Annotated in this window: 17 protein-coding genes; 10 read left to right on the forward strand and 7 right to left on the reverse strand. The window is 74.1% G+C overall.

Annotated elements, in window-relative coordinates; translation table 11 throughout:
• The first annotated feature begins 3 nt into the window (after positions 1–3).
• Both ACZ38L_RS09180 and ACZ38L_RS09185 read left to right on the forward strand, forming a co-directional pair.
• On the forward strand, positions 4–468 hold the full coding sequence (locus ACZ38L_RS09180; RefSeq protein ID WP_465690792.1) for a hypothetical protein: 465 nt from the start codon (positions 4–6) through the stop codon (positions 466–468).
• Between the two features lie 144 nt (positions 469–612).
• Entirely contained in the window at positions 613–1,434 is an 822-nt protein-coding gene (locus ACZ38L_RS09185; RefSeq protein ID WP_465690794.1) for a pentapeptide repeat-containing protein, read from the forward strand.
• 78 nt (positions 1,435–1,512) lie between these two features.
• On the opposite strand, the gene ACZ38L_RS09190 is transcribed toward ACZ38L_RS09185, so the two are convergent.
• Both ACZ38L_RS09190 and ACZ38L_RS09195 read right to left on the reverse strand, forming a co-directional pair.
• Entirely contained in the window at positions 1,513–3,180 is a 1,668-nt protein-coding gene (locus ACZ38L_RS09190; protein ID WP_465690796.1) for a flavin monoamine oxidase family protein, read from the reverse strand.
• A 236-nt stretch (positions 3,181–3,416) separates the two neighbouring features.
• A complete protein-coding gene (locus ACZ38L_RS09195) occupies positions 3,417–4,625 on the reverse strand; it encodes an FAD-dependent monooxygenase (RefSeq protein ID WP_465690798.1) in 1,209 nt (402 codons plus the stop codon).
• A 188-nt stretch (positions 4,626–4,813) separates the two neighbouring features.
• Here ACZ38L_RS09195 and ACZ38L_RS09200 point away from each other — a divergent pair, with 188 nt between their 5' ends.
• Positions 4,814–5,800 carry a TetR/AcrR family transcriptional regulator C-terminal domain-containing protein gene (locus tag ACZ38L_RS09200; RefSeq protein ID WP_465690800.1) on the forward strand — a complete coding sequence of 329 codons (987 nt, stop codon included), beginning with the start codon at positions 4,814–4,816 and terminating at the stop codon, positions 5,798–5,800.
• Between the two features lie 51 nt (positions 5,801–5,851).
• On the opposite strand, the gene ACZ38L_RS09205 is transcribed toward ACZ38L_RS09200, so the two are convergent.
• A complete protein-coding gene (locus ACZ38L_RS09205) occupies positions 5,852–6,676 on the reverse strand; it encodes a GNAT family N-acetyltransferase (RefSeq protein ID WP_465690802.1) in 825 nt (274 codons plus the stop codon).
• Between the two features lie 105 nt (positions 6,677–6,781).
• Between ACZ38L_RS09205 and ACZ38L_RS09210 the strand changes: the two genes are divergently transcribed.
• From ACZ38L_RS09210 to ACZ38L_RS09220, 3 genes are read left to right on the forward strand one after another with little or no spacing between them, the layout of a single operon-like run.
• A complete protein-coding gene (locus ACZ38L_RS09210) occupies positions 6,782–7,492 on the forward strand; it encodes an ABC transporter ATP-binding protein (RefSeq protein ID WP_465690804.1) in 711 nt (236 codons plus the stop codon).
• Positions 7,489–9,186 carry a hypothetical protein gene (locus ACZ38L_RS09215; protein ID WP_465690806.1) on the forward strand — a complete coding sequence of 566 codons (1,698 nt, stop codon included), beginning with the start codon at positions 7,489–7,491 and terminating at the stop codon, positions 9,184–9,186. The genes ACZ38L_RS09210 and ACZ38L_RS09215 overlap by 4 nt, the downstream gene beginning before the upstream one ends.
• Positions 9,187–9,244: 58 nt before the next feature.
• Positions 9,245–10,039, forward strand: a complete 795-nt coding sequence (locus ACZ38L_RS09220) for a Mut7-C RNAse domain-containing protein (protein WP_465690808.1) — start codon at positions 9,245–9,247, stop codon at positions 10,037–10,039.
• Here ACZ38L_RS09220 and ACZ38L_RS09225 read toward each other — a convergent pair.
• The 3 genes from ACZ38L_RS09225 to ACZ38L_RS09235 are packed head-to-tail and all read right to left on the reverse strand — an operon-like array spanning position 9,988 to position 12,566.
• Positions 9,988–10,827 carry a M55 family metallopeptidase gene (locus ACZ38L_RS09225; RefSeq protein ID WP_465690810.1) on the reverse strand — a complete coding sequence of 280 codons (840 nt, stop codon included), beginning with the start codon at positions 10,825–10,827 and terminating at the stop codon, positions 9,988–9,990. The two genes, ACZ38L_RS09220 and ACZ38L_RS09225, sit on opposite strands and share 52 nt — an antisense overlap.
• An 11-nt stretch (positions 10,828–10,838) precedes the next feature.
• Positions 10,839–11,336 (reverse strand): hypothetical protein, encoded by a 498-nt coding sequence (locus ACZ38L_RS09230; protein WP_465690812.1) that lies wholly within the window; start codon positions 11,334–11,336, stop codon positions 10,839–10,841.
• A 48-nt stretch (positions 11,337–11,384) separates the two neighbouring features.
• A complete protein-coding gene (locus ACZ38L_RS09235) occupies positions 11,385–12,566 on the reverse strand; it encodes an amidohydrolase family protein (RefSeq protein ID WP_465690813.1) in 1,182 nt (393 codons plus the stop codon).
• Between the two features lie 142 nt (positions 12,567–12,708).
• On the opposite strand from ACZ38L_RS09235, the gene ACZ38L_RS09240 reads away from it, so the two are divergent.
• From ACZ38L_RS09240 to ACZ38L_RS09255, 4 genes are all read left to right on the forward strand, one after another.
• Positions 12,709–13,170: a hypothetical protein gene (locus ACZ38L_RS09240; protein ID WP_396565227.1), complete on the forward strand. Its 462-nt coding sequence runs from the start codon at positions 12,709–12,711 to the stop codon at positions 13,168–13,170.
• Positions 13,171–13,208: 38 nt separating this feature from the next.
• Entirely contained in the window at positions 13,209–13,694 is a 486-nt protein-coding gene (locus ACZ38L_RS09245; RefSeq protein WP_465690816.1) for a hypothetical protein, read from the forward strand.
• Positions 13,687–14,892, forward strand: coding sequence for a DUF6545 domain-containing protein (locus tag ACZ38L_RS09250; protein ID WP_465690818.1), 1,206 nt, complete (start codon positions 13,687–13,689; stop codon positions 14,890–14,892). Before ACZ38L_RS09245 ends, ACZ38L_RS09250 begins: the two co-directional genes overlap by 8 nt.
• A 336-nt stretch (positions 14,893–15,228) precedes the next feature.
• Positions 15,229–16,545 carry an aminotransferase family protein gene (locus ACZ38L_RS09255; RefSeq protein WP_465690820.1) on the forward strand — a complete coding sequence of 439 codons (1,317 nt, stop codon included), beginning with the start codon at positions 15,229–15,231 and terminating at the stop codon, positions 16,543–16,545.
• A gap of 45 nt (positions 16,546–16,590) precedes the next feature.
• Here the strand turns inward: ACZ38L_RS09255 and ACZ38L_RS09260 are convergent, their stop codons facing one another.
• Positions 16,591–18,705 (reverse strand): BTAD domain-containing putative transcriptional regulator, encoded by a 2,115-nt coding sequence (locus ACZ38L_RS09260; RefSeq protein ID WP_465690822.1) that lies wholly within the window; start codon positions 18,703–18,705, stop codon positions 16,591–16,593.
• Positions 18,706–18,963 lie beyond the last annotated feature (258 nt).

Consider the following 18,963-nt stretch of genomic DNA (forward strand, 5'->3'; position numbering starts at 1 on the left):
GTCATGCCCTCCTCCCCCTTCCTCCGCCGGCTGGCCGCCGCCGGAGTGGGCGGCGCGGCCGTCGCGGGCCTCGCGGCGCTCGTGCTGGCCCTGCCCGCCGGCAGCGCGCAGTCCGCGACGGTCCGGCCGGCCGGCACCCAGCGTCCCGACCCGCACATCCTCGACTTCGCCCGTGGCGCCGAGCCGGCGGCGCCCAGGGCGGCGCTGCCCCGGCCGGCGGTACCGCGTGCCGCCGAGACCCCGGTCTCGGCCAAGGCGGACGGCTGCGAGCACGCCTACGGCGAGGTCAACGTGTGCGTCCCGACGTCCTTCCCGGCGGGCGTGCCGGCGACCGCCGGGGCCCGCTGCCAGTGGCTGCTCGGTCACGGCTTCCCGCCGCTGGTGGTGAACGGCCGCGACCCGTACGGCCTGGACACCAACCACGACGGCATCGCCTGCGACCGGGGTGACGCCGGAGTCGCCCCGTAACCTCCCACACGCGCCGGCCGTGGTGGCTCCCGCGGGGGCCACCACGGCCGGTTTCGTCCTCCACGACCCATCTGCGACCATGGCCGCTGGTCCGGAGCACGGCGACAGGCGGTGCTCACCACCGCCCTGGGGAGATCGCGCACCTTGTCCGAGCAACCCGCAGCCCCGTCGTCCGCCGCGTTGCGGGCCGACTGCGCCAACTGCTTCGCACTCTGCTGCGTCGCCCTGCCGTTCGCCAAGTCGTCCGACTTCGCGGTCGACAAGGACGCCGGGAAGCCCTGCGGGAACCTGCTGGCCGACTTCCGCTGCGGCATCCACACCGACCTGCGCGCCAAGGGCTTCACCGGCTGCACGGTCTTCGACTGCTTCGGCGCCGGCCAGAAGGTCTCCCAGGTCACCTTCGGCGGCCAGGACTGGCGACGGGCCCCGAAGTCGGCCCGGCAGATGTTCCAGGTCCTCCCGGTCATGCGGCAACTGCACGAGCTGCTCTGGTACCTGACCGAGGCGCTGGGGCTGCCGCCGGCCGCCCCCCTGCACGCCGAGCTCCGCCAGGCCCTGGACCGCGTCAACCGGCTGACCCTCGCCGCCGCCGAGGCCCTCACCACCCTCGACATGCCCACCGTCCGTGCCGAGGTCAACGCCCTCCTCCTGGAGACCAGCGAACTCGTCCGCGCCAAGGTCCCCGGCAGGAAGCGGAACCACCGCGGCGCCGACCTGATCGGCGCCGAGCTGGCGGGCGCCGACCTCCGCGCCGCCAACCTCCGCGGCACCTACCTGATCGCCGCCAACCTGCGGAACGCCGACCTCCGCGACGCCGACCTGATCGGCGCCGACCTCCGCGACACCGACCTCCGCGGCGCCGACCTCACCGGCGCCGTCTTCCTCACCCAAGCCCAACTGAACGCCGCCCGGGGCGACTCCACCACCAGCCTCCCGGCCCACCTCGACCGCCCGGCGCACTGGTGACCTGCCGCTGGCGCGGCGGAACGCACGGCCGCGGCCCCCGGGAGGTCGGGCGTCTCCCGGGGGCCGCGGGCGGGTGCGTCAGTGCAGACCCTGGGTCAGCGCGACCGAGTCCGGCACCGCGACCACCTCGGGGACCGAGACGGGCATGATGCCGCAGATCTGCTGGGCCACGTAGTGGGCGGACATCATGGCACCCTCCTGCCAGCCCGGGAGCGGGGAGACCTGGTCTCCGGTGACGTAGAAGCACTCGTCCAGGCCCTCGGGCTGGAGGAGCTGCTTGTAGGCCTTGAGGTGGCTCGGCTCCTTGGGCTTCCAGTCCGCCCAACCGCCCAGCTGGAAGGGAACCTTGTGCCAGGCGATGGTGACGCCCTTGTCGTCGGGCACCAGCTTCCTGTCCTCGAACTCCGGGTGCAGTTCGATGGCACCCTTGCGGGCCAGCTCCAGGCGCTTCTTCGGGGTCATCTTGCCGAGGTCATCGGCGGCTTCGGCGAAGTTGTAGGCGCCGGTCAGGGTGCCCTTGTCGGAGAAGAAGTCGTTGGAGGGGTACCAGAGTTGGGTGATGTTGTGACCGGTCCAGCTGATCCCGCCGTAGATGCCCTCGCTGTCGCCGGCCTGGTCGAGATCTCCCTCCCAGAAGCGCCGGTTGGCCTGCCAGCCCACCTTGCAGGTCTTCTCGAACTCCACCACCTTGAGCGCGGCCTCGAACTCCTTGGAGAAGCCCGAGCGTTTGATGCCCTTGAGGACCGGGATCGGGATGTTGCTCACGCAATAGAGGGGCGTCGCGTGGTGGTCCTTCTCGTTCTGGCGGTAGCTGACCCTGACCCCGCCGACGCCGTCCGGGTCGATCTCGATCCCGGTGACCACGGCTCCGAGCTTGATCTTCGCACCGGCCTTCTTCGCCTCGCGGGCCAGCGCGTCGACGATCTTGTCCATCCCGCCGACCGGCTGGAACATGGTGGCCTGCCAGAGGTAGTCCACCGGCTGGTAGAAACGGGCCTTCCAGTAGCCCGAGTTGACCAGGTCCTCGAAGGGCAGCGGCGGGGCGGGGGTGGGCCAGTCCTCGACGACGGGCGAGCCGAGGTAGCCGGACCGGGTCGAGCCGCGGTACTTGTGGCCCTCGTCCAGCGCGCCGAACACCCGGAGTAGGTCCAGCAGTTCACCGGTGAAGGCGTCCTTCTCCACCAGCTCCTGGGCGATCCGGGCCGCGAGGTGGCCTCGGACGTCGTTGGCCACCCGCCGGTTGGGCCACGGCTTGGTGGTGTGCGGCGGGCGGACCAGGTTCGCCGTGGTCTCCATGACGTACGGCTCCAGCGCGACCTTGAAGTCACGGCAGTACTTGAGCACCCGTCGGTGATGGTAGGGGATGCGGCCGGGGCCGAGGTTGAGGTAGAGCTTGTCGTCGAAGGCGCACTTGTGGGTCAGGACGGGCCGGCCGGTCTTCTCGTCCAACTCGTAGAGTTCGTCGTCCTTGCGCGCGGTGCGGTTGCGTCCGCCGACCCGGTTCTGCGCCTCCAGCACGGTGCAGGCGTAGCCGAGCCGGCTCAGCTCCAGCGCCGCGGTCAGGCCGGCCACGCCGCCGCCGAGGATCAGCACCTCATCCGGCTCGCCGGTCTTCGCCGTGACCTGGAGCGGGCCGGTCCAGCCGGTGGCCCCCGGCCCGGCCGCGCCGATCATGGCCTGGTAGAGCGCCTTCGCTTCGTTGCCCACGGGCTTGCCCGGTGCCGGCCGCTTCTTCGGAGGGGTCATCTGGGTCCTCTTCTCTCGTGCTGAAGGCTGATGTACTGAACGGCTGAGCGAGTGGTCGAACAGCCAGCGATCCTTCAGCCCATTCGCAGACGAAGCAATGCAGCACGCGGCGATTCACCCGTACGGAGGCGGACGGCTCCGGCGCACTCCGCTTCACGGCCGCCCGCCCCCGCGCCGGCCGCCCGGCCGGTCCTCGGCGGTGACGGGTTGAGGTGACCCTGGCCGCGACCCGCGTGCTAGCGGAGAGCCGCGTGGTCGTACTCGGGCAGCGTGATGTCTCCGGCTTTGGCGAACTGCGCGGCGAGCAGGTTCCGCACCGGCCAGCGGTTCATCGACCGCGTCGAGAGGTCCCGCAGGCGGATGGCGAGCGCGCTGGAGGGCGCGTATCCCGAGGCGCCGCCGGGTGGCAGCTGCTGGGCCTGCCGGACGTAGGGGCGCATGACCTGGTCGTAGTTCCGGAAGGCGACGCGGTGGTCGCCGTCGGCGGTGGCGAGTTCACCGGCCAGCACGTAGGCGCCGACCAGGGCCAGGCTGGTTCCCAGGCCGGTGAGCGGCGTGGCGCAGTATCCGGCGTCGCCCAGGAGCGCCACCCGGCCGCGGGACCAGTGGTCGAGGCGCACCTGGCCCATGGAGTCGAAGAAGAAGTCGGACGCGGTGCGCATCGCCCGCAGCAGCCGCGGCACCTCCCATCCGGCACCGGCGAAGCGTCGGGCCACGATGTCCTGCTGCGCGGCGGTGTCGCGGCGGTCGTAGCCGATCGGCCCCGACCGGAAGCTGAGGCCGGCCTTGATCTCACCGGGCAGACGGCCCGGCCGAGCCGACGCGACGAGCCCGCCGGGCAGGTTGAACATCTGGTACCAGCCGTCGAGGTCCATGTCCTCGGTGGCGGTGAACCACGCGGTGTGGACGTCCAGCGGGCGGACGTGGTCCGTCTCCGGGCCGAAGGCCAGTGCCCGCACCACGGAGTGCAGCCCGTCCGCGCCCACGACCAGCCCGAAGCGACGCGGGTCGGCCTTCTCGAAGGTGACGGTGACTCCGTCGTCGTCCTGGGCGAGCCCGGTGACGGTGTCGTCGAACAGGTACTCGGTGTCCGGCAGGGAGGCTTCGTACAGCAGGTGTCCGAGGTCACCGCGGAGAATCTCGATCTCGGAGACGATTCCCTCGCCGCCGAAACCGTCCACCGGCATCCGAGCGGTGATGCGGCCGGAGCTGTTGACGAAGGCGAGGCCACGCTGGTCGACGCTCGCCGCCCGTGCCTGGTCCATCAGGCCCATCCGCGTGATCACGGTGCGACCGGCGCCGCGCAGGTCCACGGTCTGGCCGCCCGGCCGGGGCGCCGGGGCGCGCTCGACGACGGTGGCGGTGAAGCCCGCCTCGCGCAGCCAGTATGCCAACGCGGGACCGGCGACGCCGGCGCCGGAGATGAGTATGTCGGTGTTCCGCATGAGGCCGAATGTACGGCGTACGCATTGAGCTTGCAAGTCTCGAAGTAGCATCTGGACAAGGGATATTGACGCGCAGTGCACTAGTGCTGTGAGGGTCGCGTCCGTTCGACCCGGCACCGGTGGGGGCACTTCCCCGACGTGACGACTAGGGTGGTGCGCATCCAGGTGCACTAGTGCGGAGGGGAGCCGTGGGCCAACAGGGAGCGCCGCGCTACGGCGAGATCGTCGCCGAACTGCGGCGGCGGATCGAGGCGGGCGAACTGGCGCCGGGCGACCGGGTGCCCTCGACCCGCGAGATCACCCGGCACTGGGGCGTGGCCATGGCGACCGCGACCAGGGTGCTCACCGAACTCCGTCACGAGGGCCTGGTTCGCGCGGTCCCGGGCGTCGGCACGGTCGTCGAGACCGGCAGCCGGCCGGCACGCACCGGCCTCCCGGCCGCGACGCGCCCGGGCGCCCCCTCCGGCACGGCGGTGCCCGCCCGCCGGAAGGGAGCCTCGGACGAGGCCCTCACACTCGAACGGATCGTCACCGCTGCCACCGCGGTCGCCGACACGGAAGGGCTGGCCGCGGTCTCGATGCGCCGGGTCGCCGCCGAACTCGGGGTGGCGACCATGTCGCTGTACCGGCACGTGGCCGACAAGGACCACCTGCTGACGCGGATGATGGAAGCGGCGTTCTCCCGGTGGACGTTCCCCGCCGACCCGCCGGAGGGCTGGCGGGACCGGCTCACGCTCGCCGCCCGGATGCTGTGGGGAATGTTCCGCCGTCACCCGTGGCTCGCACCGGCTCTGTCGGTGACCCGGCCGCAACCGGTCGCCAACGCGGTGCCCTTCACCGAGTGGACGCTCGCCGCCCTGGACGGCCAAGGTCTCGATCTCCCGACGGTCTTCACCGCGCACCTCACGTTGTTCAACTACATCCGCGGCACCGCCGTCAACGTCGAGCTGGAGGCGGAGGCGGAGGCACTCAGCGGCCTGGACAACGAGCAATGGCTGGACGCGCAGGAGCCGGCGCTCCAGGAAATCCTGGTCCCCGGTCGGTTCCCGACGTTCGAGCGGCTCGTCACGGCCGGGTACGACCTCGACCTGGACGAGCTGTTCGAGTTCGGCTTGCAGCGCCTCCTCGACGGCATCGCGGTGCTCCTCGACGGGCCGCCCCGACCCCGGTCCTGACCCGCCGACGTCGCCCCGACGCGGCTGACGCTGGGTCGGACCCCACGCGCCCTACCCAGCGGGTTCCGCGATCAGGGCGGTGGCGACGTGGCGGAAGCCGGCGCGGGCGTAGATGCGGGCTACGGCGGCGTCCGAGGCGGTGAGGAAGACGGTGCCGGCGCCGCGGGCGCGGGCGTCGGCGGCCAGGGCAGCCGTGACGGCGAGGCCCAGGCCGCGGCGGCGGGCGGCCGGGAGGGTGCCGAGGCCGACGATCTCGCTGACCGTGCCGACCGGCTGGTGCCAGCCCGAGGAGAGGGCGACCCCGTCGGAGCAGGCGGCGGCGACGTGGCTCAGGCCGACCCGGATGCGCGTGGCCATCCGGGCCACCGAGCCGTCCTCGGCGTGGTCGAGCAGGAGCGCCGCCAGTTCGGCCGGGCCGGCCGCGCCGAGATCGGTGCCGGGAGCGCGGAAGGCGAGCTGCGGGACGGCCAGCGCGCTGGGCAGCAGCGGGTCGTCCGCTCCGAGCAGCCGGACCGGGGAGCTGGGGAGCGTGGGGAGCGGCGTCGTGGGGTCGAGGACCTGCAACGGGTGCTCGTGCACCACGAGTCCGCTCCGCTCGACGGCGGCGCGCAGCGCGGGGGCGGTCTCGGCGACCCACTCGAAGGCCTCCGGGAGACCCAGCTCGCGCTGCCGGGCCCGGACCCGGGCGACGTCGGCGGCGGTCACCGTGGCGGCCACGGGCCCGAGGGTCGGGCGGGCGTAGTAGGGCCGGCCCGCGCCCTCGCGGACGAAGAGGGTGAGCGGCCCGAAGTCCTCGGCCCGGGCGGCGGAGCGGGGGACGGCGTCGTAGTAGCGCTCGATCCGGGCGAGGAGCTGGTCATCAGCGTCGGTGGTCATCCGGGGCATCGAAGCAGCGGCCACCGCTCAACGCCACCGGTTTACCGGCACCGTGGGGACGGTCGCTAGGGTGGGCGGTCCCACACGTCGAGAGGTCCGGTTCAGATGCCCGAGAAATCCGCGCCGAAGGCGCTGCTGCAGCTGACCGGGGTGAGCCGCTCGTACGGCGAACGGGAGGTGCTGCACCCGGTCGACCTGGCGCTGGCCGCCGGCGAGTGCGTCGCGCTGCTCGGCCACAACGGATCCGGCAAGTCGACGCTGCTGCGGATCGCGGCCGGGCGCGACCTGCCGACCAAGGGCACGGTCCGCTTCGACGGGCTGCCGATGGACGAGAACGACCCGCGGATCCGCGCCCGGGTCGCCGTGGTCGGCGACACCGTCGCCTGCTACCCCGACCTCACCGTGCGCGAGCACCTGCTGCTGGTCGCCGTCGCCCACGGGGTCGCCGACGCCCGGGAGTGGGTCGAGCAGGTGCTGGTCGACCGGATGCTCGCCGAGCGGGCCGACGCGCTGCCGTCGGCGCTCTCCTCCGGGCAGCTGCAGGCGCTGCTGCTGGCCTGCGCGCTGGTCCGGCCGCGCGACCTCCTGCTGCTGGACGAGCCCGAGCAGCGCCTCGACCCGGAGGCACGTCGCCGGCTCGCGGACCTGCTCCGGGCCGAGCTGGCGGACGGCGTGGCGGTGCTGCTGGTCACCCACCACGGCGACCTGGCCCGGGAGGTGGCCGACCGGGTGGTGGTGCTGGAGGACGGCCGGATCCTGGAGCAGGGGACGCCCGGCAAGGTCCTGGGAGAGCCGGCGGAGGCGGGCAACCGGTGAGCGACACCGCCGTCGAGAGCGAGCGGGAAGCCCCCGCCGAGTGGTCCGCCGAGGACGACTGGACCGACGAGGCCCTCGCCCTGCTCCGTGCCCTGCGCGCCCCGCACCGCCGGCAGCGCGCCAAGCAGGCCGCCTTCGCGATCTACTGCACGCTGCTCGTCCTGGTCGTCTGGGGCGCCGTGCCCAGCCTCGGCCTGTTCCTGCAGGCCTCGATGGGCGCCGACTACACCCGGCACGGCAGCGTCCTGCTCGCCGCGATGCCCAGCGGGATCGCCGCGCTCGGGCTGGCCACCGTGCTGCTGGTGGTCCGTGACGGCCTGTGGCGCGGCCCGGTCGTGCCGCCCCGGGCGACCGCCGACTGGCTGCTCGCCCACCCGGTCCGCCCGCGCCCGGTGCTGCGGCCCTGGTTCTGGCTCTCCTGCGCGCTGGCGGTCTTCCCCGGCCTGGTGACGGCCTGCGGGGGCATGGTCGCGCTGGGCCTGACGGCCGGGGTCGGGCTGCCCGCCGCGCTCGGCTGGTGCCTGGTCGGCGGCGTCTGCCTGCCACTGCTGGCCACCTGCGCCGGGTTGCTGGTGGAGCGCAGTGACCGGGCCGCCGGCTGGGTGCGGCGGCTCACCCCGTGCCTGACGCTGCTGGTGCTGGCGCTCGGTACGCAGAGCGCCCTCGCCGCAGCCGGACATCCGGTGCGCTGGCTGGAGCGGGTCGAGCTGTGGTCGGGTCCGTGGGGCTGGGCCGGGATCGCCGCGCTGGCGCCGACCCGGGCCGCCGTGCCCGGCGGCTGGCTGGCGGCCGGGCTGCTGGTGGTGCCCACCGTCGCCTGCCTGGTGCTCGCCGACCGGGCCGCCGCGACCGTCTCACTGCACCGGCTGCGCGCCCGTGCCCGGGCGGCGGCCGGGGTGCTGGCCGCGCTGCGCACGGTCGAGCTGCGGGCCGCGCGACTGACGGTGACCAGCGCCTCGGGCGGCACCCGGCAGCGCCGGGTCCGGCTGCCCGCGCCGCGCCGGGCCTGGCTGGTGGTGCCCTGGCGGGACGCCCTGGCGCTGCTGCGCTCTCCCGGACGGCTGGGCCGCGCGGTGGTGCTGGCCGTGCCGGCGCTGCTCTGCGCGGACCTCGTGCACGGGCTGAGCGGCGGTGCGGCGCTGCTGGCCACGGCCGCGGCCCTGGTCTTCGGCTATCTGGCGGTCGCCCAGTTGCTGGAGCCGGCCCGGATCGAGACCGACGACATCCGCCGGGCCTCCTGGTCGCCGTACCCGGTGCCCGGGCTGATGCTGCGGCACGCGATCGTGCCGACCGTGCTCGGCACGCTGCCGGCGCTGGCCGGCGCGGTGCTGGCGGTGCTGAACGGCGGTGGCCCGGCGGCCTGGCTGGCACCCGCCGCGGTACCGGCGCTGGTCGGGGCCGGGCTGGTGAACGCCTGCCGCGGCGTGCTGCGCCAGGACCTGCTGATCTCACCGGCGCAGGGGGCCGGCGGCGGCACCGGCCCACTGGTCTTCGCCGCCTGGTACGCGGCCGGCCCGCTGGTGGCGGTGGCGGCGCTGACCCTGCCGTTCGTGGCCGCGCTGCACGGCCCGACGGCGGCCCCGCTCGGTAAGGCGGTGGCCTTCAGCCTGCTGCTGGCGGCGGCGCTGCTGCGCTGGGCGTGGGGTCGGGCGGGCAAGCTCGGCGGACGTCCCCGCCCGGGCGCCGGCGGCTGAGCGCGGAAAGCGTTGGCGACCGGCCGCGCCCGGCTGGCATGCTGGCCGCGTGGAGAGAGTGGACAGACCTGAGATCCGCCTCAGCTTCGCCCCTGAGCTGCACCTCTTCGTCCCCGCGGCGCGCCGGGCCGGGCGGTCGGCGGTACGGACCGACGGCGCCTCGACGCTCGGCCATCTGGTGGAGTCCCTCGGGGTTCCGCTCACCGAGGTCGGCGCGCTGCTCGCGGACGGCCGACCGGTGCCCGTCTCGCACGTCCCCGGGGCCGGCGAGGAGATCGCGGTGCACGGCGTGCCGCGCCCGCAGCGGCTGGCCGGCCCGGCCCGCTACCTGCTCGACGTGCACCTCGGGACGCTGGCCCGCCGGCTGCGGCTGCTGGGCATCGACGCCGCCTACGAGAACCCGGACATCGGCGACGCCGCGCTGGCCGCCCGCTCGGCCGCCGAGCGGCGGGTGCTGCTCTCGCGCGACCGGGGGCTGCTGCGCCGCCGGGAGATCTGGGCCGGCGCCTACATCTACAGCCACCGCCCGGCCGACCAGCTACGGGACGTGCTCTCCCGGTTCGCGCCGCCGCTCGCCCCCTGGACCAGGTGCACGGCCTGCAACGGGACGCTGCGCGAGGCCGCCAAGGAGGCGGTGCAGGAGCGGCTCCGGGACGGCACCGAGCGCTCGTACGACACCTTCGCGCAGTGCGTCGACTGCGCCCAGGTCTACTGGCGCGGCGCCCACCACGCCCGGCTGGACGCGATCGTGGCCGAGGCGGTGGCCGAGTTCGGCACCGGGCCGCGCCCCGAGGGGGACGGTCACTCGGCGATCCCGCGGGTGAGCAGCACCACGGTGACGAACGCGCGGTAGAGCCGGATCGGGTCCCGGTCGGTGATCCGCACGGTCAGCTCGTCGCTGCGGACCACGCCGGTGATCCAGGTGGCCTGCTCGGCGAGGTCGGCGTTGCGGAACCGGACGGTCAGCGTGGCGGGCAGCTCGATCGTGGGCAGTACGGTCGCGGCCGGGCCGGCCTCGGCCAGCCCGCGCACCGCGGCGTGGGCCCGTTCCCGGATCAGCTCCCGGGCCGCCTCGGGGTGGAGGCTGTCCGCCGCGAACCGGGAGACCGAGGTCTTCACCACCGCGCTGCGGACGCTGGGGCAGAACGGCGCGATCTCACCGGCCGTCACGTCGTCGCCGGTGATCAGCAGCACCGGGACCCGGTGCCCGAGCGCGACCAGCGCGTTGATCGCCGCCTCCCCCGCGGGCGTGCCGTTCAGCCGGACCTCGGCGATCGCCCGCGGGTTGTAGGTGTGCGACAGGGTCGAGGCGGGGCCGGCCATCGAGCCGTGGTAGGAGACCAGGAAGACCCCGTCGAACGAGGCGTCCAGACCCTGCATCATGTAGAGCGGCTTGTGCCGTCCGGACAGGTAGCGGGCCCGGCCGGCGAGCGCCTCCGGGCGCAGGTTGGCCATCGCCCCGTGCGAGTCGTTGACCAGGAACCCGGTCGCGCCGCCGGCGGCGGCGCCCTCGATGGCGGCGTTCACCTCGGCCTGGAGCAGCCCGCGGTAGTGGCCGTACTCGGCGCCCGTCGACCGGCACTGGTCCCAGTCGACGACCCCCGCGGCGCCCTCCATGTCGGAGGAGATGAAGATCTTCACAGTGTCCTCCGCTACCGCGCCAGGGCCGGCGCGGTCCCGGGGAGGCGCCGGCGGAGCACCACGCCCTGGGCGCCCAGCGTCAGCGCGATGTACAGGTAGACGGTCGCCGGCCCGAGCATGCCGCCCCGGTCGACGTGGTCGATCCAGGCGTCCAGCGCGAAGTGCACCAGGATCGCCGCCACCCACAGCGCGGTGGTCAGCGGTGTCCCCTGGCGCAGCGCGGTGCCGTCCGGCTCGCGCCAGACCCGGACCGTCATCGCCCGGACCACTCCGAACCCGACGGCGATCAGCAGGCTCAGCAGCAGCAGCGCGACGGCTCCCCCGGCCACCGGGTGCAGCTTCGTCACCGACGTCACGCCGAAGACCAGCCCGGCCACCCCGAGCACCGTCAGGATGCCCAGCAGCACGACCGGAGTGTCCTCGCGCAGCGGTCTGACCTTGAGCTGACGGACGATGATCAGAGCCACGATGGCCGCGGTGACGAGGTAACTGTCGGCACTACCGTTCATGGCAACCCCTCCCCCGTGCGCGCCACCCCCGTGACGCACGGCGACAGGTTACCGCCCGAGGACCGGCCTGCCAGCCCGGTAGACCGCGCGAACGTCCGCCAGCGCGCGGATGTCGTACGCCGGGTTGCCCGCCACCGCGAGCAGGTCGGCGTCGTGGCCGGCGGCGATCCGGCCCTTGCGACCGGTCAGCCCGCAGGCCTCGGCGGCGAGCGAGGTGACCGAGGTGAGCGCCCCGAGGCTGCCGGTGACCTGGGAGGCGAAGTGGACCAGGTCGCCGATGAGCACGTCGTGCGGCTTGTGCGGGCCGATCCCGGCGTCGGTGCAGCAGATCACCGGCACACCGAGGCGGTGCAGCCGGGCCTGGTTCTCCCAGTAGGGCTCGATGGTCCGCAGCACCTCGTCCGGCAGCCCCGCGCGCGGCCTGATCACGGTGCAACCGACGAAGGTGCGGGCGGCGGCCATCGCCTCGGCGGTCCGGGGGTCCAGGCGTGGCAGGCCGGACTCGGTCATGAAGGTGCAGTGCTCGACGCCGTCGACCCCGGCGGCGACGGCGTCGGCGACGCCCGCGGCGGCGTGCGCGTGCGCGGTGACGGGGAGGCCGAGAGCGTGCGCGGCCCGGGTGACGGCCCGCAACTCCGCCAGGTCGTACTGGGTGCCGCGGGGGTTGGAGCCGGGGGTGGACATGCCGCCGGTGGCCATGATCTTGACCAGGTCGGTGCCGCGCTCGGCCCGTTTGGCGACCGCGGCGACGGCCGCCTCCGCGCCGTCCGCCTCGCCGCCGAGGTACCAGCAGTGGCCGCCGGTCCGGGTGATCGGCGGGCCGGCCAGCACGAGGTGCGGGCCGAGCGCCCCGGCCTCGTACTCCGCGCGCAGGCGCAGCGAGAGGTAACCGCGGTCGCCGAGGTCGCGGACGGTGGTGATGCCGGCCCGCAGCGCGCGGGCGGCGTGCTCGCGCATCCGGGCCAGCACGGTGGCATCGTCGTCGTGGAGCAGCTGCTGCTCGGCCTTGCCGTCCGGGTCGAAGACCAGGTGGCTGTGCGCGTCCACCAGGCCCGGCAGCAGGGTGACGTCGCCGAGGTCGGTGAGTGCCACGCCTTCGGGTGCCGTGGCGCCGCTGGTGTCGACGTCGGTGATCCGGCCGGCGTCGACCAGGACCAGGACCGGACCGGTACGCACGCTCTCGCCGTCGAACCACCGTGCGGCGCGGATGGCCTGTCGGGAATCGTCCACGAATCCGCTCTCCCCCAGGTGACATGCCGTCAGAACGCTGATAAGCATACTCACGCTTTACTGATATGCGGCTTACGCTCCGCATACATCGACATGTACAGTTAAATTGACCGTCAGAGGCTGGGGGGAGGCCGCCATTACCATGGGCGCGATCGGATCCGGTGACACGTCAGGGGTCTGGCTGGCCCGCACGGTGCTGGCACTGCTGGAGGAGAAGTACGGCCGGGGCAAGGTCCCTTCGGTCCGTCGGCTCGCCCAGCACATCCGCGACGCCAACGGCGGCGCCAAGATCTCGCACGGCCACGTCCACAACATCCTGACCGGCGACGCGACCAACATCACCGACCGGACCAGGGAGATGCTCGCCCGGTTCTTCGGACTGCCCCCGTCGCGCTTCGTGCCGGCGGTCGACACCCCGCCCCCGGCCGGTGCGCACCACCTGCAGGAGACGCTGGCCTTCCGCTTCGCCTCGCTGCAGCCCGCCGAACTGGCGGCGATCGAGGCCGCGGTGCGGATCGTCCGGGAGCACAAGCAGGACGGACCGCGCGCGGCGGGCCCGGCCGACCGCAGAGGCGTGTCCGGTGAACCGATCGAGGGCCGATGAGTCGGCGGTGCCCCGAGACGCCAGGAAGGGCTGAGGTCTTGAGCAGCAGGCATGTGCGGGCGATCGCCGAGAAGTTGGTGGCGCGGCTGCCCGAGATACCCCGGCCGTGGGACGTCGAGGCGCTCTGCGCGGCGCTGGCCGGCAACCGCGGCCGCTCGCTGTCGCTGCACCCGGTCGAACTGCCCGGCCTGCCCTTCGGGATGTGGTTCGACGACGGGACGGGCGACCACATCCTGTACCGGTCGTCCGCGGTGGGCTACCACCGGGACCACATCGTGCTGCACGAGATCTGCCACCTGCTGGCCGGTCACGGCACCACCCCGGCGGAGCTGCGGAGCCCGACGGACCAGGAGGGGCCGACCGCCGCCGGCTTCGGCCCGCGCGCCGCGTGCAACGGCACCGAGGAGGAGCTCGCCGAGGCCTTCGCGACCATGGTTCTGAAGATCGCGGGCCAGCAACGGCCCAGGCGGGTGAGCGCGGTGGAGCGCCGGGCGGAGGAACTGTTGGGGGTCATCGGTGCATGACGTGCCCGGTTGGGTGGAGGGTTTCCGTGGCGTCATCCTGGCGGTCGTGTGGACCGTGCTGGTGCTGCGGCTGCCAGCCCTTCGTCGCCCGGCCCAACGCCCCATGTGGACCGTGCTGTTGGTGCAGGGCGGCGGTTCGCTGGCGATCCAGGCCCCGGTGGGCGCCTGGGTCGACCGGACGACCGGGATCCCCAAGGCCGACGAGCTCGCCGTCGCCCTGGTGGCCACCATCGACTTCGCCACCGTCTGGCGGTTCGCGGTCGCGCTGCACAGCGGTGGCGGCCGGGCGCCGGCCTGGCTGCGCCGTGCCCCGGAGGTGTGCGCGGCGACGATGTTCGCGCTCGCGGTGGTCTTCTTCGCCGTCACGCCGGTGGCCGAACGCTACGGTGCGCAGGCCCGCGGTCCGTGGATCGGCTACGCGGTCGTCTGGACGGCGTACGGCGCGATCACCGCGGTCGGCGCGGCCGCGCTGTTCTGGCGACACGGTGTCACCATGCGCAGCCCGGTGCTGCGGCTGAGCCTGCTGGCGCTCGCCGTCGGCGCCTCCTGCGAGCTGCCCTACCTGGTGGTGCGTGGCGTCCGCTGGTTCACCCCGAACGCGCCGGAGGTCTTCACCCTGGCCGAGTTCTGGTTCTCCTTCGCCCGCTTCGTGCTGGTCGCGCTCGGCTGCTCGCTGGCCGCGATCGAACCGCTGCGCAAGTCGGCGCTGTACCGCTACCGCAGGCAGCGGCTCTACGGCATGTGGCTGCTGCTGCGCCGGGCCACGCCGGACCTCGTGCTGATCGAGCCGCGCTCGCGGATCGCCGACCTGGTGGACGTCGGCAACTCCTGGGAGCAGCTGCACCAGCGGGTCATCGACATCCGCGACAGCATCTCCTACCTCCACGACGGCTGGGCCTCTCCGGAGTTGCTGGCGAAGGCCGCCGGCCAGGCGCCGGGGGCCGGCGGCGGGCGAAGCGGCCGGCTGGTCGCCATCGCCTGCTGGATCGAGGTCACCCGACGGGACTCGATGGCGGGTGCGCCCAAGCTGCACGCGGAGGTCGACCAGGACCTGCTGCCGGACGTCGACTCCGGCGAGTCCACCGTCCACCGGGAGATCCGCCAACTGCTGCGCCTGCACCGCGCCCTGCGCTCCCGGGCGGTGCACGACTTCGCCGACCGCACGCACAGCCCCACCCCGGAGGCCACCGCCTCCTGAGGCACCCTGGTTAGCACACACCCCTTGCGACTCGCTTGACGCCGGCGGACCGGTCCACCCGCCGCCGACAAGCGGATCGTCAAGTCCGGGCTGAGATGCTGGTCGCGATGCCGGCGGGACCGCCCCCGTGTCCCGCCGGCACCTGGAACGCCCCCCGACGTCGTGCTCCGGAGCGGCCCGGCGACGCACCGCCTTGCGGGTCGCTGGGCGCCCGGCCCACCCTCCATGCCAGTGGCCGGCAAGCCGGAGCGGCCAGACTTGCGGGCAAGGGGGGCGTCCGGCGCGGCAGCCGCTCGCTCTGTCACACCGCGAGGGCGGCAGCGAAGGAGTGCTTCCATGACCTCGACCTCTTCCGTTTCCCGCACCCGGTTACCACGGGCCGGCCGCACCACCCCACGCGCCGACCGCGTGATCCTGGTGGAGGGGTCGGGCTGCTACGTCCGGGACATCAACGGGCGGGTGTACCTGGACGGTTCGGCGGTGCTCGGGCTGATGCAGGTCGGCCACGGCCGGCGCGAGCTGGCGGTCGCCGCGGCCACCGAGCTGACCACACTGGAACGCCTCCGCCGCTGGGGGCCCGGCGGTGACGACCGGGCCCCCGAACTGGCCCACCGGCTGGCCGCCCTGGCGCCCGACGGACTGGCGCGGGTGTACTTCACCAGCGGCGGCGCGGAGGGCAACGAGGTCGCGCTGCGGATGGCCCGCTACTTCCACCACCGCCGGGGCGAGTCCGGGCGCACCTGGATCCTCTCCCGCCGGCTGGCCTACCACGGCAGCGGCAGCGTCACCGGAATGCCCGTCTACCACGAGGGTTTCGGCCCGACCAGGCCGGACACCCACCACCTCACCCCGCCCTACCCGTACCGGCGGGAGCTCTACGACGGTGCGGACGTCACCGAGTTCTGCCTGCGCGAGCTGCGCGAGACCATCGAGCGGATCGGGCCGGAGCGGATCGCCGCCATGATCGGCGAACCGGTGATGGGCGGCGCCGGCGCGGTCGTCCCGCCGCCCGACTACTGGCCGCGGGTCGCCGAACTGCTGCGCCGCCACGGCATCCTGCTGATCCTGGACGAGGTGGTGACCGCCTTCGGCCGGACCGGCAGCTGGTTCGCCGCCGAGCACTTCGGGGTGACCCCGGACATCCTGGTCACCGCCAAGGGCATCACCTCCGGCTACCTGCCGCACGGCGCCGTGCTGGCGAGCGAGCGGGTGGCCGACACCGTCGGCGGCGGGCCCGGCCTCCCGAGCGGCTTCTGCCACACCGGCCACCCCACCGCGTGCGCCGTCGCGCTGGCCAACCTCGACCTGATCGAGCGGGAGGGGCTGTTGGCCAACGCGGTCGAGATCGGCGGCCACCTGGCCGGCCGGCTGGCGGAGCTGCGCGAGCTGCCGGTGGTCGGCGAGGTCCGGCAGCTGGGCCTGCTGCTGGCCGTGGAGCTGGTCGCCGACCGGCGGACCCGGGCCCCGCTGCCGACCGGGACGCTCCCGGTCACCGACGCGCTGCGCGAGGACGCCGGCATCATCCTGCGCGGCAACCCGCGCGCCCTGGTGATCACGCCGCCGCTGGTGCTGGACCGGACCGCGGCCGACCGGCTGGCGGACGGGCTGCGGTCGGTGCTGGCCCGGGTCCGGCCCGACGGCCGGGTCGACTGACGCCGAGGACCGGTCCGGGGCGCCCGGACCGCGCCCCCGCAGGGACTACGCCGCGTGCCCGTGCGCCAGCGCGCCGCTCTCCTCCGTGAGCCCCGGCCGGCCCGCGGAGGCCTGGCTGAACCGGCCGCGCAGCTCCGCGCAGCGGGCCGCGGTGAGCTCGTGCCGGATGGTGTCCTCGACCAGCGGCTGCGCGAACCGCAGCCGGCCGTCCGGGCTCTCGTGCAGCAGCCCGCCTCGGACGGCGGTGCGCACCGCCTCGCCGGGCACGCCGTCCCGGCGCACCACCGCCTCGACCGCCGCCCGCGGCCCGGAACCGATCACCGCGCAGGCCTCCAGCACCGCGGCGATCCCGGCGGGCAGCCCGGCCACCCGCTGCAGCACCACCTCGCGCAGATCCGCCGGCACCCCGGTCGCCAACTCCGTCCAGGGCGCGCCGTGTTCCAGCTGGTCGAGCAGGTGGGCGAGGAAGTACGGGTTCCCGCCGGCCCTGCGGTGCAGCGCGCGCAGCAGGCCGGGCTCCGGCTGGTCGGTCAGCGTCGCCGTGGCCAGCGCCCGGGTGCCCGTCGGGTCGAGCGGGGTCAGCCGGATCTCCTGCCCGTCGGTGGACTCCAGCACGGTGGCCCGGGTCCGGCGCAGCTCGGGATCGTCGACCAGCTGGAACATCCGGCAAGTGGCGACCAGCAGCAGCGGCACGGTGGGCAACTGGCTGGTGAGCAGCCGGAGCAGGGCGAGCGAGGCGGCGTCCGCGCAGTGCAGGTCCTCCAGCACCAGCACCAGCGGCCGCCGCGCCGCCGCCCGCAACAGCACCTGGCACGCGGCGTCCTGGAGGTCGAACCGGGCCCGGCCGGCGAGCTGGTGCACACCGCCCGGGCCGGCGGGCTCCGGTTCGGGGCCACGGTCCGGCCAGAGTTCCGGCAGCAGCGGGCTCAGCGCCCGCCTGGTCCGGGCCGGCAGCTCCAGCGCCACCTCGGGCCAGCGGGCGTGGACCTGCCGCAGCAGCTGGATCCACGGCCAGTAGTCCGGCGTGTCGGCGATCGAAGGACAGTTCGCCCGGAGCAGGTCGACGCCCTCGTCCGCCAGGACGTGCGCGAGCTCCTGCACCAGCCGGGTCTTGCCGAGGCCGGCCTCTCCGGTGACCAGCGCCGTGCGACCGGAGCCGCGGAACGCCCCGGCGGCGGCCGTGGTGAGCCGCCGCAGTTCCAGGTCGCGGCCGACGAAGGCGGCCGGGCGGACGCGTTCCCGGCACGGCCGGCCGAGTTCACCGCACGACCGGTCGGGTCGACGGGCCACCACCGGTCGGCCGCCCTGGCCGGGATCCGGCCCGTCCAGCGCGGGCACCGCGCCGTCCAGCGCCGGGTCGTGCCGCAGGATCGCCTGGTGCAGCCGCTGCAACTCCTTGCTGACGTCCGCGCCGAGCCGCTCGGCGAGCGAGGTGCGGGTGCGCTCGTAGACCTGCAACGCGTCGGCCTGCCGGCCGACCCGGTACTGCACCCGCATCAGCTGCCCCACCAGGCTCTCCCGCAACGGGTGTTGCTTGGTCTCCCGCTCCAGCGGGTGCAGCAGGTCGGGGGCGAGACCGAGCGCCATGCCGGCGTCCGCCCAGGCCTCGACCGCGCTGAGCCGCAACTCCTCCAGCCGGCCGGCCTCCTGGACCGCGAACCCGTAGCCGTCCAGGTCCTCGTAGGGCGTGCCCTTCCACATCCGCAGCGCGGTGGTCAGCGCCTTGATCGCCTCGCCGTGGTGGCCGTCCCGGACCAGCAGCCGGCCGCGCTCCACCGCGCGCTCGAACACCCGGGCGTCGACCCGCTCGTGGCTGACCGCCAGCAGGTAGCCGGGGGCCTGGTAGCGCAGCTCCACCCGCGAGCCGTCCGCGAAGACGTGCCCGACCAGGAGCTTGCGCAGCCGCGAGACGTAGGACTGCAGGGTGGCCTTCACGCAGTCGGGCGGGGCGGCACCCCAGACCCGGCCGACGATGGTCGGGACCGGGACCACCCGGCCGGCGTTGATCAGGAGCAGCGCCAGCACCGCGCGCTGGCGCGGCGGGCCGAGCTCCAGCGGTTCGCCGCCGACCCGTACGGACATGGCACCCAGCACGGCGATCGGCGGTGCGGTGTCGACGTTCTCCGGTCCCGCAGCATCCTGGCCCGTTGGGAACTTCAATGTCTGACCCCATCGTCGTCGTCCGCACCCGCAGTGGGTGACTGCCGGGCCCGCTGGAGGGGGGGGTTTGGACGGGCCCCGGCAGTCACCGCCATGAAGTCTTCGGGACGAGCACGTCGCGGGCATCTGACAGATGACTGGTTCGTCGACTGGGGGTCCCCGTCACGGGCGAAGCGGAAGCGCCCGCTCAGATCGCCATTGAACAGGCTCTTTGAGCGGATCAGTCATGGTATTGCCACCACTTGATAACATTCGATC

This window comes from Kitasatospora sp. NPDC024654, assembly GCF_055559155.1.

Bases quoted from the DNA above. Each gene is read 5' to 3' on its own strand.
- ACZ38L_RS09180 (WP_465690792.1), top strand. From the start codon at position 4: ATGCCCTCCTCCCCCTTCCTCCGCCGGCTGGCCGCCGCCGGAGTGGGC.
- ACZ38L_RS09190 (WP_465690796.1), bottom strand. From the start codon at position 3,180: ATGACCCCTCCGAAGAAGCGGCCGGCACCGGGCAAGCCCGTGGGCAAC.
- ACZ38L_RS09195 (WP_465690798.1), bottom strand. From the start codon at position 4,625: ATGCGGAACACCGACATACTCATCTCCGGCGCCGGCGTCGCCGGTCCC.
- ACZ38L_RS09205 (WP_465690802.1), bottom strand. From the start codon at position 6,676: ATGACCACCGACGCTGATGACCAGCTCCTCGCCCGGATCGAGCGCTAC.
- ACZ38L_RS09210 (WP_465690804.1), top strand. From the start codon at position 6,782: ATGCCCGAGAAATCCGCGCCGAAGGCGCTGCTGCAGCTGACCGGGGTG.
- ACZ38L_RS09230 (WP_465690812.1), bottom strand. From the start codon at position 11,336: ATGAACGGTAGTGCCGACAGTTACCTCGTCACCGCGGCCATCGTGGCT.
- ACZ38L_RS09240 (WP_396565227.1), top strand. From the start codon at position 12,709: ATGGGCGCGATCGGATCCGGTGACACGTCAGGGGTCTGGCTGGCCCGC.
- ACZ38L_RS09255 (WP_465690820.1), top strand. From the start codon at position 15,229: ATGACCTCGACCTCTTCCGTTTCCCGCACCCGGTTACCACGGGCCGGC.